General features: G+C 37.7%; 11 protein-coding genes. 6 read left to right on the plus strand and 5 right to left on the minus strand.

The window, feature by feature from the left end; all coding sequences use genetic code 11:
• Positions 1-84: 84 nt before the first annotated feature.
• From ppx to E7B10_RS00115, 4 genes are all read left to right on the plus strand, one after another.
• Positions 85-1,632: an exopolyphosphatase gene (ppx, locus tag E7B10_RS00100; protein WP_004696994.1), complete on the plus strand. Its 1,548-nt coding sequence runs from the start codon at positions 85-87 to the stop codon at positions 1,630-1,632.
• On the plus strand, positions 1,632-3,197 hold the full coding sequence (locus E7B10_RS00105) for a Ppx/GppA phosphatase family protein (protein WP_004697172.1): 1,566 nt from the start codon (positions 1,632-1,634) through the stop codon (positions 3,195-3,197). The genes ppx and E7B10_RS00105 overlap by 1 nt, the downstream gene beginning before the upstream one ends.
• Positions 3,187-5,304, plus strand: coding sequence for a polyphosphate kinase 1 (ppk1, locus tag E7B10_RS00110; protein ID WP_004697370.1), 2,118 nt, complete (start codon positions 3,187-3,189; stop codon positions 5,302-5,304). The genes E7B10_RS00105 and ppk1 overlap by 11 nt, the downstream gene beginning before the upstream one ends.
• A 425-nt stretch (positions 5,305-5,729) precedes the next feature.
• Entirely contained in the window at positions 5,730-6,707 is a 978-nt protein-coding gene (locus E7B10_RS00115) for a 3D domain-containing protein (RefSeq protein WP_004693280.1), read from the plus strand.
• A gap of 122 nt (positions 6,708-6,829) precedes the next feature.
• On the opposite strand, the gene msrB is transcribed toward E7B10_RS00115, so the two are convergent.
• The 3 genes from msrB to E7B10_RS00130 form a co-directional block, all read right to left on the minus strand.
• Positions 6,830-7,768: a peptide-methionine (R)-S-oxide reductase MsrB gene (gene msrB, locus E7B10_RS00120; protein ID WP_004697196.1), complete on the minus strand. Its 939-nt coding sequence runs from the start codon at positions 7,766-7,768 to the stop codon at positions 6,830-6,832.
• A complete protein-coding gene (locus E7B10_RS00125; protein ID WP_004693284.1) occupies positions 7,769-8,890 on the minus strand; it encodes a 5-methyltetrahydropteroyltriglutamate--homocysteine S-methyltransferase in 1,122 nt (373 codons plus the stop codon).
• A 253-nt stretch (positions 8,891-9,143) separates the two neighbouring features.
• Positions 9,144-10,082: a LysR family transcriptional regulator gene (locus E7B10_RS00130; RefSeq protein ID WP_004697127.1), complete on the minus strand. Its 939-nt coding sequence runs from the start codon at positions 10,080-10,082 to the stop codon at positions 9,144-9,146.
• 106 nt (positions 10,083-10,188) lie between these two features.
• Between E7B10_RS00130 and rnmV the strand changes: the two genes are divergently transcribed.
• A complete protein-coding gene (gene rnmV, locus E7B10_RS00135) occupies positions 10,189-10,716 on the plus strand; it encodes a ribonuclease M5 (RefSeq protein ID WP_004697202.1) in 528 nt (175 codons plus the stop codon).
• A 13-nt stretch (positions 10,717-10,729) separates the two neighbouring features.
• A complete protein-coding gene (gene rsmA, locus E7B10_RS00140) occupies positions 10,730-11,584 on the plus strand; it encodes a 16S rRNA (adenine(1518)-N(6)/adenine(1519)-N(6))-dimethyltransferase RsmA (protein ID WP_004697159.1) in 855 nt (284 codons plus the stop codon).
• Between the two features lie 90 nt (positions 11,585-11,674).
• Here the strand turns inward: rsmA and E7B10_RS00145 are convergent, their stop codons facing one another.
• On the minus strand, positions 11,675-12,922 hold the full coding sequence (locus tag E7B10_RS00145) for a sodium/glutamate symporter (protein ID WP_004697267.1): 1,248 nt from the start codon (positions 12,920-12,922) through the stop codon (positions 11,675-11,677).
• A 446-nt stretch (positions 12,923-13,368) separates the two neighbouring features.
• Entirely contained in the window at positions 13,369-14,964 is a 1,596-nt protein-coding gene (locus E7B10_RS00150; protein WP_004697298.1) for a peptide chain release factor 3, read from the minus strand.
• Between the last annotated feature and the right edge of the window lie 10 nt (positions 14,965-14,974).

Below are 14,974 nucleotides of genomic sequence, written 5' to 3' on the forward strand. Positions count from 1 at the left end.
TCTCCCTTATCGGTGAGAATCGCGTTTTTCTATGGTATACTAAAGTATATTCATACTGAACAGAAGTAAGATGAGGATAGCAACATGAAACGTATTGCATTTATAGATTTAGGCTCGAACTCAGTTCGTTTTGTCATATATGAAATTTCTAAGACTGGTAGTTATCGACTGATATATCAAGAGAAAGAAAGTGTACGTCTCAGTGAGAATATGTGGGGAACTCACGAACTGACCAAAGAAGCTATGGAACGCTCTTTGCGTGCTCTAAAAGGTTTTGTACACATGGCTGATGCAATGGAGGCAAATACGATTAAAGCTGTTGCTACCGCAGCAGTACGTTTGGCTAAAAATGGGGATGCTTTTATTAAATCTGTAAAAGAACGAACGGGTTTGGATTTAGAATGTATTGCTGGTGAAGAAGAGGCTCGCCTAGGGTTTCTTGGCGTTATCAATACCATTGGACTTAAGGATTTTATTATTTTTGATTTAGGTGGTGCCAGTACCGAGATAACCCTTGTACGAAATCGTCATATTACAAAATCGGTGAGCTTGCCGATAGGGGCCCTTACCTTAACAGGCACCTATCAGAAGGGGGATGAATATACTCCTAAAGAACTTGATAAACTGACGAAGGTTGTGAAGAAAACGATTAAGGAACATACATGGCTTCGCAATGTGAAATTACCGCTCCTTGGTATCGGCGGCACTGCTCGTAATATTGCTAAAATGGATCAACGCAAGTTATCTTATCCTATTACAAAGCTACATAATTATGAAATTCCATATCATAGATTCCATGAGATTTTGGAAGAAGTAAAAGGTAAATCTCTAGAGGAACGCAAAAAGATTAGTGGTTTATCATCGGAGCGCGCTGATATCATTATTGCAGGCCTCACTATCGTAGAAGAATTATTTAACTACGTAAATACTAAAACACTCGTTGTTGGTGGTTGTGGTCTGCGTGAAGGCTTATTTTACGACTATTATGGAGAGCACTACTTAGGTGGTAACTCTATTATTGATGATATTTTAGTACATTCTGCAGAGAATGTCTTGTTAGGTATGACTAAACATGAGTTAGTTCATGCTAAATATATTACAGGTTTAGCTATTAAACTGTATGATGTATTAGAGCCACTTCATAGAGCTGATAAAAAAACAAGACGTTGTTTGATTGCTGCTAGTTTATTACATGATATTGGTAAACGGATTAACTATTATAGTCATGCCCGACATGGCTGCTATATGCTTGTCAATAGTAATTTATATGGGCTTTCTCATGTTGAACAAGCTTTTAGCGCGTTCCTTGTTATGAACTCTCATGGTTTGACACCAAAAGAGTATAAAAACTTCTTATACGGTAAATTATTAGATCAAGAGCAGCGTTTGTTGGGTCAAAAAATATCTATTATTCTGGCTTTAGCTGAAGCTCTTGATGAAAGTCATGAACAATTTATTCGCCATTTATCCGTGAATCTAAAATATACTAGTGTACTATTAGTAGTAACCTATTTGAACGGTCGCGATATAAGTGTAACAAAAGCGGCTGTAGAGAAATTAGGAAAATCTTTCAAAAAAGAATTTAAGAAAACATTAGAAATAGAGTGGAAGGAAGCTCGTAAGGAGGCATAATGGCATTACCAAAAGCATTACGATATGCAGTGCTACATGTAGGCTCCAGTAGCATGAGTATTACTATTTTAGAATACAAGGGCATCGATGATGTACGCGTTATAGATTATGCAGCTAGGGAGGTAACCTTTGGGGAAGAATTATTCCAAACCTCTCGTTTGAGTTTTGAAACAATTGAGGAAATTTGTCATATCCTAAAGGGATATAAACAATTAATGGCCGATTACGGTGTGAGTCGCTCTAGATTATATGGCACTACTGTAATACGTGAAGCCGCTAATCGTCGTAGTATTCTCGATCAAATTTATATTCAAACAGGTATGCGTGTTGAGGTTATCGACATGCCTAAAGAGGTGTATTACAAATATGCCTTACTATACTACAAGATGACTAATCAGTACCGCTTGACGGATCCTACAAAGGCAACATTATTCCTTGATATTACTTCTGGTGGTGTAGGTTTAACCGTTTGGCGTGGTGAAAGCTTATTATTCCAGCGCAATATGCATAGCGGGTCATTACGTGTTATGGAATCTTTTAATCGCAACCAACGTTCCTCTACATCGTTTCCAATGGCTATTACTGAGTATTTACATCGCATGATAGGCCCATTGCGGGAGGAGCTTAAAACTTTTAATATTAATAGTGTCATTTTATCTGGCGATGAAGCTCAATATATGGCGCGTCTCATGGGAGATGGCAGTAATAAGGACGATATTATTACCATTGAACCAGAACGTTTTAAGGGCTTCATCAAATCCTTTGATGGTGTAACAGCCACTAAGTTGATCAATCGATATAAACTACCTGAATATAAGGCGAATATTTTGATGCCTACTATGATTTTATTTAATGAAATTATAACGGCTATAGAGCCTAAATCGTTGATTTTTAGTAGCTTCTCCTTTTCACAAGGAATAAGCTGGTTCTATGGAGTTGAGGCGGAAAATAATCCCTTTATGTACCAATTGCGTGAGCAAAATGCTCAGCTAGCTCGTGCTGTTGCCGCTAGATATCATACTGACAGCATTCATGATGCTGAGGTGGAACGTTTCAGTTCTTTGTTTTGTAAAACATTACGCCATAAAGGTTTACCGGAGCGGTGGGGTTACTTATGCCGCATTGCAGCTATATTGTGTTCTGTAGGTAAGTTTGTTAATTTACGAAACCATGGAGAGCATGCGTATCATATTGTGATGGGCACAGATATTTTCGGGCTTTCAGAAGAAGAAAAACAAGTAGTGGCAAATGTCGTATTTTATCACTATAAGGGAACTCCATCAGATGATGATACATATTTTAATTCTTTGACAGAATTACAAAAGATTCAAGTTACAAAGTTAGTAGCTATCATTCGTGTGGCCTGTGCTCTCGATGCAGGGAGTAACCAAAAAATCTCAGATGTTATATTGGAAGAGCGCGATAATGTATTGTATGTATTCTGTCGCACTAATGAGGATATTTCTCTAGAATGGTGGACGTTTAATCGAGATGCTGAATATTTTACAGAAGTATTTGGTATGGAACTTATGCTTGTAAGAGGAGGTGACCGCCATGTTCAGTAATGCTAAATATTATTTTAATCGTGAATTATCTTGGCTAAAATTTAATCAGCGTGTACTATTAGAGTCCATAGATACAAATACTCCGCTGTTGGAGCGGTTGCGTTTTATTGCTATTGCTAGTTCTAATTTAGATGAGTTTTTTATGATTCGAGTGGCTGGTTTACGTCATCAAGTTGTGAATGGCATTGTTAAATATGATGCGGCTCATATGGATGCAAAGGCACAATTAAAGGCGATAGATGAATCTGTACAACGCCTTGTTGCTATGCAAAGTATGTATTTAAATAATGTTTTGACTGAACTAGAAAGTTATGGTTTTTTCTTTACACATCCTGATGAGCTAGATGTAAAAACAAAAGCCTGGCTACGCCATTATTTTGAGGAACATATATACCCCGTAGTAACACCATTGGCTGTTGACTCGGGGCACCCATTTCCATTTTTAACAAATCATACCATTAATGCAATTGTACGTATCTTTCAAATACAAGAGGATGGGACTAAGGATTACAAGATTGCTATCTTGCCAATACCATCTGTATTAGATCGAATCATTGAAGTTCCAAGCCGTGGCAATAAGGAACATCGATTTGTTTATCTAGAAGATGTCATTACTTATTATGCAAATCAATTTTTCCAAGGTTATGGTATTGAAGATTATATGGTTTTCCGTATTACTCGTGATGCAGATCTTGAAATAGATGAGGAAGAAGCAACAGATTTGCTATCTGAAGTAGAGGCATCCTTGCGGCGTCGCCGTCGTGGTGATGCGGTACGTCTTGAAGTTTGTGGAGAGATAAAGGATCACTTATTAGATTTTGTCCTTACAAGTGTAGAATTAGAGCAAAAGGACGTATATCGCATTGATGGACATTTGGATTGCCGTATGTATTTTGATTTCTGTAATTATCCAGGTTATGATAAGCTCCGATATGAACCGTTTGATCCTAAGATTCCTAGTGAATTAGTTGATTATGAAGGTGATAGCTTATTTTCTATTATTGGGAAGCAAGATCTTTTTGTTCATCATCCCTTTGAATCTTTTTCAGTGGTTGAGCAATTTATTGCACAAGCAGCGATAGATCCTGATGTATTGGCTATTAAACAAACATTATATCGCGTTAGTGGGGATTCTCCGATTATTGCGTCCTTAATAAAAGCGGCAGATAATGGGAAACAAGTAACCGTCCTTATGGAGGTTAAGGCGCGGTTTGATGAAGAAAACAATATTCATATGGCTCGTCGACTCGAAAAAGCGGGATGTCATGTTATTTATGGTTTAAAAGGTCTTAAGACACACTCTAAAATTACTATGGTGGTACGCCGGGAAACGGATGGTATTAGGCGGTATGTCCATCTAGCAACGGGAAACTATAATGGTAAAACAGCTCGGATGTATACTGATTGTGGTATATTTACTTGTAATGATGAGTATGGTGATGATGCGTCACGTTTTTTTAACTTGATTTCTGGATATTCTGACCCACCGATTTGGAATAAGTTTATTGTAGCGCCTTTAAATTTACGTGAAAAAATTATGGAACTTATTGACCGTGAAATCGAGTTTGCTAAGAATGGGGAAGAAGCCTATATCATTGGTAAGATGAATTCTCTGCTCGATAAAAAGGTCATTGCTAAGTTGTATGAAGCTTCTTCTGCTGGAGTTCGTATCGATCTTATCGTGCGTGGTATTTGTACGCTTCGTCCTGGCATTGCCGGTGTTAGTGATAATATCACAGTACGCTCTATTGTGGGGCGTTTTCTTGAACATCATCGTTTGTTCTACTTCCGTAATGGAGGGAATGAAAGTCTGTACCTATCTAGTGCAGATTGGATGCCTCGAAATTTGAATGAACGTGTAGAGCTTATGATTCCGATTGAAGATAAACGCCATAAAGAACGGGTAAAAAGTATTTTAGATTTATATTTAGATGATACATTAAAAGCTCATTTTATGAGAGCAGATGGTTCGTATCATAAAATCAATGATCGAGAGAATCCTATATCTGCTCAAGAGGAGCTAATGAAAACTGCTATTGAGCATGAACACAGAGAGTCAATGACGGTCATTGAACGGTTACAACCGATGTTAAAAATGAATAGATGATGAAAAAACCTTAATATATTAGGTAATGAATTTTAATACAATTACATAACATATAAAAAGCCCATTATATGGGCTTTTTTACTTTCTTATACATTTAAAAATGAGGAGAAAGTGAAGTTTTGAGTGTTCTAGAAAATATTGGTAACAATTGAAAAACACATAAAAATACAAATTTAGTAATAAAAAATCTGTATATACTATATGTGGTATTAGTGTTGTATATATGTACACAATTCGGAATATATTGTATAGTATTTAAAAATATAGATATGTACGCATACAGTGGACTTTTATTAAAAAATACAAAATACAATCTATTACGAATTCAGTATTTATAAAGGGTTTCGTCTTATTGTTAACTTATGGTGTTTGACAGGTTGTATCTATCTGTAGTAGAATAATACCATTACAGGAGGGATTACAACATGAGAATTCATAAGACACACAAGCGATATATTTCGTCTGTTGTTGCCGGATTGATTGTAACAGCTGTAACCATGACCGGTTTTTCTTATAATGATAAAACCGTTACCGTTATGGTAGATGGTGCAGCACACACTGTTAGAACGCATTTAAATTCTAACGAAGGCATTGTACGCGATGCTGGGGTTAAGTTAAATCCAAATGATAAAGTTATTTCTAGTTCATCTACAGTTCAAAATGGAACAACCTTAACGGTTGTTCGTGCTATTCCAGTTTATGTAACTGTAAATGGTAAAACAAGAGCTGTATTCACTACAGAAACAACTGCTCAAGGTGTTGCTAATGAGCTTGGTTTCAAAGCACCTAACTATGTAGTAGTGGGCGATGAAAATGGATCTGTTTTAAGTGGTACACGTATAACAATTGCTCAAGTAACAAGCCGCTCTCTATCTACAGTAGATCAAGAAGTTGCTGTTGAAGTGGTTCGTCAAAAAGATGATACTATGGCTAAGGGCGAAGAAGAGGTTGTTCAAGTTGGTCAACCTGGCTTAGAACGAGTACAACGTGAAACACTATATAGTAATGGTACAGTTATTAAAACTAATGATGTATCTAAAGTAACACAACGTGCAATGGTACCTACAATTATTAAAGAGGGCACTCGTGAGGTGACTACATCTCGTAATGTAGCAGGACGTGCATCTCGCGCTATCGTAATGGAAGCATCTGCTTATCTTGCTGGCGATGGTGATGGTGCTGGTATTACCGCTACGGGTCTACCTGCAGTACGTGGCATTGCCGCAGTAGACCCAGATGTTATTCCATTGGGTACACGTTTATTTATTCCTGGTTACGGTGAAGCTATTGCTGCCGATACAGGTGGTGCTATAGTAGGTAACAAAATCGACCTTGTAATGGACTCTTATGGGGAGGCTATGGACTTTGGTCGCCAAGACGTTACAGTGTACGTTTTGGACTAATATGATGATTTAGAGGGTATATCTATAAGATATATTCTCTTTTTATTGGACCTACTTAGCTCAGTAATATTCAATTATAATAGATATAGTAGAAGGACGCCTTATGATTAAGGCGTCCTTTTTTAGTCTTCAATATATGGAATTAGATATTCGTACTTTGTACCTTTTAATTCATCTTTAGGGATAAATCGTAAAGATGATCCATTGATACAGTAGCGAAGAGAGCCATTAGGACCATCTTCAAATACATGACCTAAATGAGCATTACCGATGCGGCTACGAACTTCTATGCGATTCATACCATGTGAGTTATCTTGGTAATACTTGATAACATCTTTAGCTATTGGTTTAGTAAAGCTAGGCCAGCCACAATGAGAATCGAATTTATGGGCTGATACAAAAAGGGGTTCTCCAGTTGTAATATCTACGTAGAGACCTGCTTTGAACTCATCTGTTAGTTCATGGCTGAAAGGTGCATCTGTAGCAGAGTTTTGAGTTACTTCAAACTCTTGTGGCGTTAATGCCTCTAAATCTTCCTGGGAAGGTTTAGCATATGTATTATCATCGATGAGTGGTTCATCAGATAACCCCAATGGAATGTGACAATAGCCATTAGGATTTTTGTCTAAGTAATCTTGATGGTATTCCTCAGCAGAGTAGTAATTCTCTAAAGGCAATACTTCAATAGCAAATGGTTTACCTTCAAAGGCTTGAGCACGTGCTAAGGTACTTTCAATAACGGCTTTATCGGTTGGATCAGTATAATAAATACCCGTACGATATTGAATGCCTACGTCACCACCTTGTTTATTGACACTAAAGGGATCAATAGCACGTAGAAAATATTGAATTAAGTGATCTAAAGATAGTATATCAGCATCGTAAATGACCTTGAGAGCTTCTACGTGCCCGCTATTGTGGCATACATCTTCATAACTTGGATTTTCTGTAGGACCATTGGCATAACCTACTTCGGTAGAAAGGACACCGGAGATCTTTTTGATATACCCTTGAAGGCCCCAGAAGCAACCACCGCCTAAATATATAGTATGTTCATTCATTTAATCACCCCAAACTTCATGAGCTATTTCTTTGACTAATGCGAGTTTAGCCCATTGTTCTTCTTCGGTCAATTGATTGCCGATTTCACAAGAAGCAAAGCCACATTGAGGAGATAAACAAAGTCTTTCAAGTGGAATATATTTTGTAGCTTCTTTGATACGTTCTTTGATGATTTCTTTATCTTCTAACTCTGGGCGTTTAGATGTGATAAGACCTAATACAACTTTTTTATTAGGAGAAACTTCACGCAATGGCTCAAAACCTCCAGAGCGATCATCATCAAATTCTAGGTAATAAGCGTCTACATTTTCCTTGGCAAATAGGATAGGGGCAATAGGTTCGTACCCACCACTAGCGGCCCATGTAGAGTTATAGTTACCACGACATACATGTGTAGTAAATGCTAAGTCGTGAGGGCGACCTTCAAGAGCTAAGTTATTCAAACGTAAATATTTAGCGGTTTCACCTTCAATGGTTACACTTTTATCCTTTTGACGACCTGTCCAGTAAGCATGGTCACAACACATACCCCAAGTACAATCATCAAATTGAATATTGCGGCAACCTGCATCGTAAAGGTCTTTAATTACTTGGCGATAGGCGGCAGCAATATCTTGAATCAATTCTTCTAAATCTGGATAGAAGGAGCGCGTTGTAATGCCATTGTCTTCACGGAATAACTCTGCCAAAAACTGAGAGGGAGCAGGAATCGTTTGACGCGCCGTAGTATTTTCGTCTTCAAATTGTTTTACAAATTTGAAATGTTCAACGAATGGGTGGTTTGTTCCCGTAATTTTGCCAGTAAGGGCGAGGGAACCTGGCGCTGTTTCTTGACCGACGAATTTGTAACCGTGTTCCAGTTCAATTTCTTTTACGCCGTTAAAGCCCCACATGAAGTCTAGATGCCAATAGGCACGACGGAATTCGCCATCTGTAATCACTGGTAGGCCAGCTGCTTTCTGTTTTTGAATGAGGTCTGTAATAAGACGATCTTCAACGGCTGTTAATTCTTCTCGAGTAATATTTCCCTTATTAAAAGCTTCGCGTGCTTCTTTTAATTCTGCTGGGCGTAGGAAGGAACCTACGATATCAAAGTGGAATGGTGCTGTATGTTTGGACATAATAATCCTCCTTATATAAACGATTAAACCGATAATTTTGATAGGTTAATTATAGCTAAGTATGATTATATATAAAAATATCAATATATTTGAGTTGTATATAGTTTAAAGTTATGTCTATGAGTGATTTTATGCTTTAAGTTATACCCAAGAAGGCACTCTCTAAAATAGAGAGTGCCTTCTTTATGGATTATCTGATACATCTAAATTGAACAATAGTGTTGTATCGCTCTATAAATAATATGATATATAATTATTTTTTGTTTTCTGGTAATTGAATATGTCTACCGTAATTACTAACGTATTGTTCTAGAGCGTGGATATATTCTTGACCTAAACGGCTGCGTTGCATTTTATTATTAGTAATGTAGCCAATGTGCATTAAACCTTCTTCGGCAAGTGGAACGGAAATGATATTTTCACCATTTACCTCTTTATCGATTACACCACTAGATACAGTGTATCCATCAAGGCCAAGTAATAGGCTAAATAAAGATGCTCTATCGCGAACACGGATATGTTTTGGGCGCACTACGGTACTGAAGATTTCTTCAGAGAAGTAGAAGGAGTTGTGATCGCCTTGCTCAAAGGAAATATATGGATATTCCTCTAATTCGTCCATAGAGACTACCTCTTTATGGGCTAATGGATGCGTTTTACCAATAAAGATATGAGGATGGGCCGTAAATAATTCAGTAAAGGTTAATTCGTTAGTGTGAATTAATTTTTCTAATACAGGACGGTTGAAATCATTATAATAGAGCAAACCAATTTCACTCTTCATATGAGCCACGTCATCGATAATTTCATAGGTTTGTGTTTCTCGTAAGGATACATCATATTGATCGATTTCAGCGCCTTTTAAAAGCTCTACAAAGGCATTGACTGCAAAGGAGTAATGTTGAGTAGACACAGAAAATTGTTTTTTACCACCGCTTTGGCTCTTATATTGCTCCTCTAAAAGGGCTGCTTGTTCTAACACTTGGCGCGCATAGCCGAGGAAGCGTTCCCCTTCTTTAGATACGGTAATTCCTTTATTTGTACGATCGAAAATGGTAATACCCATTTCTTTCTCTAGTTCTTTAATAGCCTTGGTGAGACTCGGTTGAGACACAAATAATCTCTTGGCTGCCTCACTAATACTGCCTATATTGGCAATTGTTGTGACATACTTTAATTGTTGTAAGGTCATAATTGGCCTCCTTTTATATATTACACTATTAATACTACTCGATTATAAGTATTTAAGCAATGTTATATATATGTTACAATGTATTAATAGAATAAAAGGGGGATATATGTTAAAACAAGTCATTGTCGTAGAAGGAAAATCTGATATACAACGTATCGCTCAAGCTGTAGACGCTGATTGCATTGCTACAGAAGGATTTACCCTCAGAAGAGGTGTTATCGATATGATTCGTGTTGCCTATGAGAAACGTGGCATTATTATATTAACTGATCCTGATACAGCAGGGGAGCGAATCCGACGCGTTTTAACTAAAAAATTCCCTAATGCACAACATGCTTTTGTGCCTCGTGACGAAGCGTTTGCAAATGATGATATTGGCATAGAACAAGCATCTCCAGAGTCAATTAGAAAGGCTCTATCTACATTACACGTAGAATCTCTAGAATCATCTAACGAATTTACTATGGTGGACTTAGTGCGTCACGGATTGTCTGGTATGCCTGATAGTGCAGCTCGTCGAGCGGTTATTGGTGCTAAATTAGGTATTGGATACGGTAATGGAAAGCAATTTTTATACCGTTTAAATCATTATGGTATAACCCGAGATGCTTATGAAGAGGCAGTAAATTGTTAAAATAGGAGTTAAGATGTTAGAATCAGTAATTGCAAGCCCAGAGGTTGTGCATTATATATGTAAGCGCTTTGATATTAAAATGAGCAAAAAGCTAGGACAAAACTTCCTTATTAAGCGAGGTATAGTCGATGAAATTGTACATGCTGCGGAATTAACCGTGGGAGAACCTGTTCTAGAGGTCGGCCCTGGTATTGGTACGTTGACACAAGGTTTAGCTCAAAGTGGGGCAGATGTAACGGCTATCGAGCTAGATCGTCGCTTATTGGAGGTACTAGATACGACATTGGCATCTTATGACAATGTACGTATCATTCATGGTGATGTGTTAAAGCTTGATGTGCCAACGATTATGAATCATAAACCATTTAAAGTGGTTGCCAATTTGCCATACTATATTACAACACCTATTATTATGTCTTTGTTGGAAAGTAAACTACCTATTGAACGTCTAGTTGTGATGGTGCAAAAAGAGGTGGCCTTACGGATGATAGCAAAGCCCGGTACAAAGGACTATGGCGCATTATCTGTTGCTGTTCAGTATTATACGGAACCAGATATTGTTCTTGATGTACCGCCTAAATCTTTTTTGCCAGCTCCAGCGGTGACAAGTTCTGTTATCCGTTGCGTATTGCGTGATAAACCACCTGTAGATGTGATTGATGAGAAACTATTTTTTCGCGTTGTGAAAGCTGGTTTTGCGCAACGCCGTAAAACATTCTCTAATACGATGAAGACAACGGGTTTAACAAGAGATAGAATTGAAGAGTTATTAGCAAAAGCAAATATTGATGGTCAACGAAGAGGTGAGACCTTTACACTTCAAGAATTTGCTGATGTAGCCAACGCATGGGCAGCATTAATCAAATAGTATAATACATAAAGAGCTTATTGGACTGATAAAATATCATTCCAGTAAGCTCTTTTTCATGAAAAAAGGACCCGAATGGGTCCTTTTTAGTTAGTAAAGAATGCCAGCCATGGTTGTAATGAGGAAAGCATTCGCAAAGTCAATTAAGAATGCACCTACTAAGGAAACTACGAGCCAAGCACGAGGAGATGGGCCGTGTTTACTTGCTAAGGATAACATGTTAACTAATGCGTTTGGTGTAGCACCCAATCCGAAACCGATAGCTCCGGCACCAAGCATAACTGCATCGTAGTTGCGACCAAAGAGGAAGTAAATAAGGTATGCAAATACACAGATAAGTGCCATTTGTACAACTAAGATTGTAATAAGCGGTAAAGCAAGATCAATTAATTGAACTAATTTCAAGCTGTTGATAGCCATTGTTACGAATAAGGATAATGCTACATTAGATACTGCATCAAGAGCTGCATCGTTGATTTTGTATGCTTTAGTAAAGTCACCAAAGTTACGAATTACTGCTGCACAAATCATAGCGCCAATATATGCAGGTAGTGGAGTAAGAACAGACAATCCAGCACTTACGATGGTACCGATACCTAATGCAAGGCCAATCCACATACAAATTGTTAAAAGATCTTGAGAGTTAAATTGTTTGCCGCCGCTCTCAACGTGATCTTCGATCATATCGATGCCTTCATCCTCCATTAATTCAGGATTTTCATAAGGTGTTTTAACTTTATGCATTTTAATAATGCGTTCACCTACAGGCGCGCCGAGGATTGTACCAGCTACCATGCCAAATGTTGCAGCTGCAACTGCTGCGGAAGCGGTACCAGGGATACCAAGTAATTGTTCGTAATATGGACCGAAGGCACCAGCTGTACCAAGGCCACCAATCATAGATACAGAACCAGCCATGATGCCAATAATCGGCTCAATTCCTAATGTTTTGGCAATCATAATACCTGCAGTATTTTGTACTACAATCCACACCGCACAAGCAAGGAAGAAGAAGATAATAAAAATACCACCCTTTTTGAGGACTTTTAAAGATGCCATTAAACCGATAGTGGTAAAGAAGGCAAGCATTAGAAATGTTTGTAAGGAACCTTCAAAGGTAATGTTTAAGATTTTATAATAAGACAAAATAGCAGTTAAAAATGCAAATGGAAGAGCGCCTACGGCTGGTGCAGGCATACACATACGTTGTAAGAACTTGGAATGCTTATTGATCCAAGTACCGATGAATAAGGTAATTACAGCAAGACCTACAGTTTGAATCATGGACAGTTTTAAGGTCCATACATTGTTGACTAAGGCTAAGTCAATAAGTGGCATAAAATCACTCCTTTAAAATAAAAAATAAATCTGAATTTTATGGTATCATGAATGGTCAAAAAATACTATAGAATATATAACGTATAAAAAGTTTACATTTTTATCTTTAAACACTCATAACAACACAAAAAAACAATAATATTAATAAAGCTATTTTTATGATTATACATATAAATATAGAAAAGTAATAGTATATATTACTTATGTACATAATCATACTATATATATTCGACTTAAATCTGTGATTTTCCTTCTTGTTATAAAAAAATAAACTGGAATATATTTTTTATATTTATAATCATATAAAATATACTCCAGTTCTAAAACTTAATATTTTTATGTTGATTTAGTAAGACTCTAAATTATATATGGCGATAAATTCGCTCTATAAATGCATGTTAAGATATAACTAAAATGTATAGACCTAGCAATAAGTTAATTAGAAGTTATAACTCATGGTGTAATTTAGGGGTCGTTAAGAATGTTACATCCGGATTACGCTCTTGAACCCAACCCATTTGCCATTCATTGGAAATAAGAACAACGGTGCGATCGCGATTATCTTTTACAATCATCGCATTATCTATACCTTTCAAGGATGCAATATCAACTTCGCCGTCAATCCAACGAGCAACACCATATGGCAAAGTATGATTTAATAAATCTACACCATATTCATTTTTGAGGCGGTACTCAAGAACTTCAAATTGAAGCATACCTACGGCACCGACCACGAAGGAATCAAGGGCAACTGGTTGTTCAAAGATTTGAACAGCCCCTTCTTGAGCCAATTGAGTCATACCCTTTTGGAATTGCTTACGTTTCATAGTATCTTTTGGGGATACACGAGCAAAAAACTCAGGAGGGAAGACAGGGAAGTCGCCAAAGGTTACTTTATGCTTTTGTGCACAAAGCGTATCTCCTACGCCCATAGTACCGGCATCAAAGACACCAATAATATCGCCAGGGTATGCATCTTCTACGATGGTACGTTCCGTAGCCAAAAATTGTTGAGGCTGAGATAGGCGGATTGTTTTATTAGATTGGCGATGTAATACAGACATACCTTTTTCGAATTTACCAGAGCAGATACGCATAAATACGATACGGTCATGATGATTAGGATCCATATTTGCTTGAATTTTGAATACTAGAGCAGAGAAGTCTTCGCTAGTAGGCTGTACCATTTCCTCTACCGCTTGTCGTGGAGCAGGGGATGGAGCTAGTTCTAAGAATTTTTCTAAGAATGGTTTTACCCCAAAGTTCGTCATAGCAGAACCGAAAAACATAGGCGTTAATTCACCAGCACGAACCTTATCAAAATCGAATGGATCGCCAGCAACATCGAGCAACTCAATATCGTCAAGCAATGCTTGGTATACATCGTCACCTAATAACTCTTTCATACGAGGATCCGTTAACGCCCCTTTTTCGGAAGCTAACTTTTCTTGACCATGTGTTTCGTCTTTTGCAAAGAGCTCTATAGTTTCGTGTTCTCTATCGTATACGCCTTTGTATTCGCCATTAATACCGATAGGCCAGTTCATAGGACACGTACGAATACCGAGAACATTTTCGATTTCTTCCATTAGATCGAATGGGCTGCGACCGAAATGGTCAATTTTGTTTACAAATGTAAAAATAGGAATACCGCGTTCTTTTGATACAGCAAATAGCTTCTTTGTTTGGGCCTCTACGCCTTTTGCTACGTCAATAAGCATGACAGCACTATCAGCAGCCATCAATGTACGGTATGTATCTTCAGAGAAGTCTTGGTGACCAGGAGTATCAAGGATGTTTACGCGACAACCATCGTAGTCAAATTGCAATACGGAACTCGTTACAGAGATACCACGTTGTTTCTCGATTTCCATCCAGTCGGATACGGCGTGTTTTGCAGTTTTACGAGACTTTACGGAGCCTGCTAAGTGAATAGCACCACCATATAATAGTAATTTTTCCGTTAATGTTGTTTTACCCGCATCCGGGTGAGATATGATTGCAAACGTACGACGACGTTGTACCTCTTCTAAAAATGTCATGATTCACCTC

Source organism: Veillonella sp., assembly GCF_032470285.1.
In the GTDB taxonomy this organism is placed as follows: domain Bacteria; phylum Bacillota; class Negativicutes; order Veillonellales; family Veillonellaceae; genus Veillonella.

Bases quoted from the DNA above. Each gene is read 5' to 3' on its own strand.
- ppx (WP_004696994.1), top strand. From the start codon at position 85: ATGAAACGTATTGCATTTATAGATTTAGGCTCGAACTCAGTTCGTTTT.
- E7B10_RS00105 (WP_004697172.1), top strand. From the start codon at position 1,632: ATGGCATTACCAAAAGCATTACGATATGCAGTGCTACATGTAGGCTCC.
- ppk1 (WP_004697370.1), top strand. From the start codon at position 3,187: ATGTTCAGTAATGCTAAATATTATTTTAATCGTGAATTATCTTGGCTA.
- E7B10_RS00115 (WP_004693280.1), top strand. From the start codon at position 5,730: ATGAGAATTCATAAGACACACAAGCGATATATTTCGTCTGTTGTTGCC.
- msrB (WP_004697196.1), bottom strand. From the start codon at position 7,768: ATGAATGAACATACTATATATTTAGGCGGTGGTTGCTTCTGGGGCCTT.
- E7B10_RS00125 (WP_004693284.1), bottom strand. From the start codon at position 8,890: ATGTCCAAACATACAGCACCATTCCACTTTGATATCGTAGGTTCCTTC.
- E7B10_RS00130 (WP_004697127.1), bottom strand. From the start codon at position 10,082: ATGACCTTACAACAATTAAAGTATGTCACAACAATTGCCAATATAGGC.
- rnmV (WP_004697202.1), top strand. From the start codon at position 10,189: ATGTTAAAACAAGTCATTGTCGTAGAAGGAAAATCTGATATACAACGT.
- rsmA (WP_004697159.1), top strand. From the start codon at position 10,730: ATGTTAGAATCAGTAATTGCAAGCCCAGAGGTTGTGCATTATATATGT.
- E7B10_RS00145 (WP_004697267.1), bottom strand. From the start codon at position 12,922: ATGCCACTTATTGACTTAGCCTTAGTCAACAATGTATGGACCTTAAAA.
- E7B10_RS00150 (WP_004697298.1), bottom strand. From the start codon at position 14,964: ATGACATTTTTAGAAGAGGTACAACGTCGTCGTACGTTTGCAATCATA.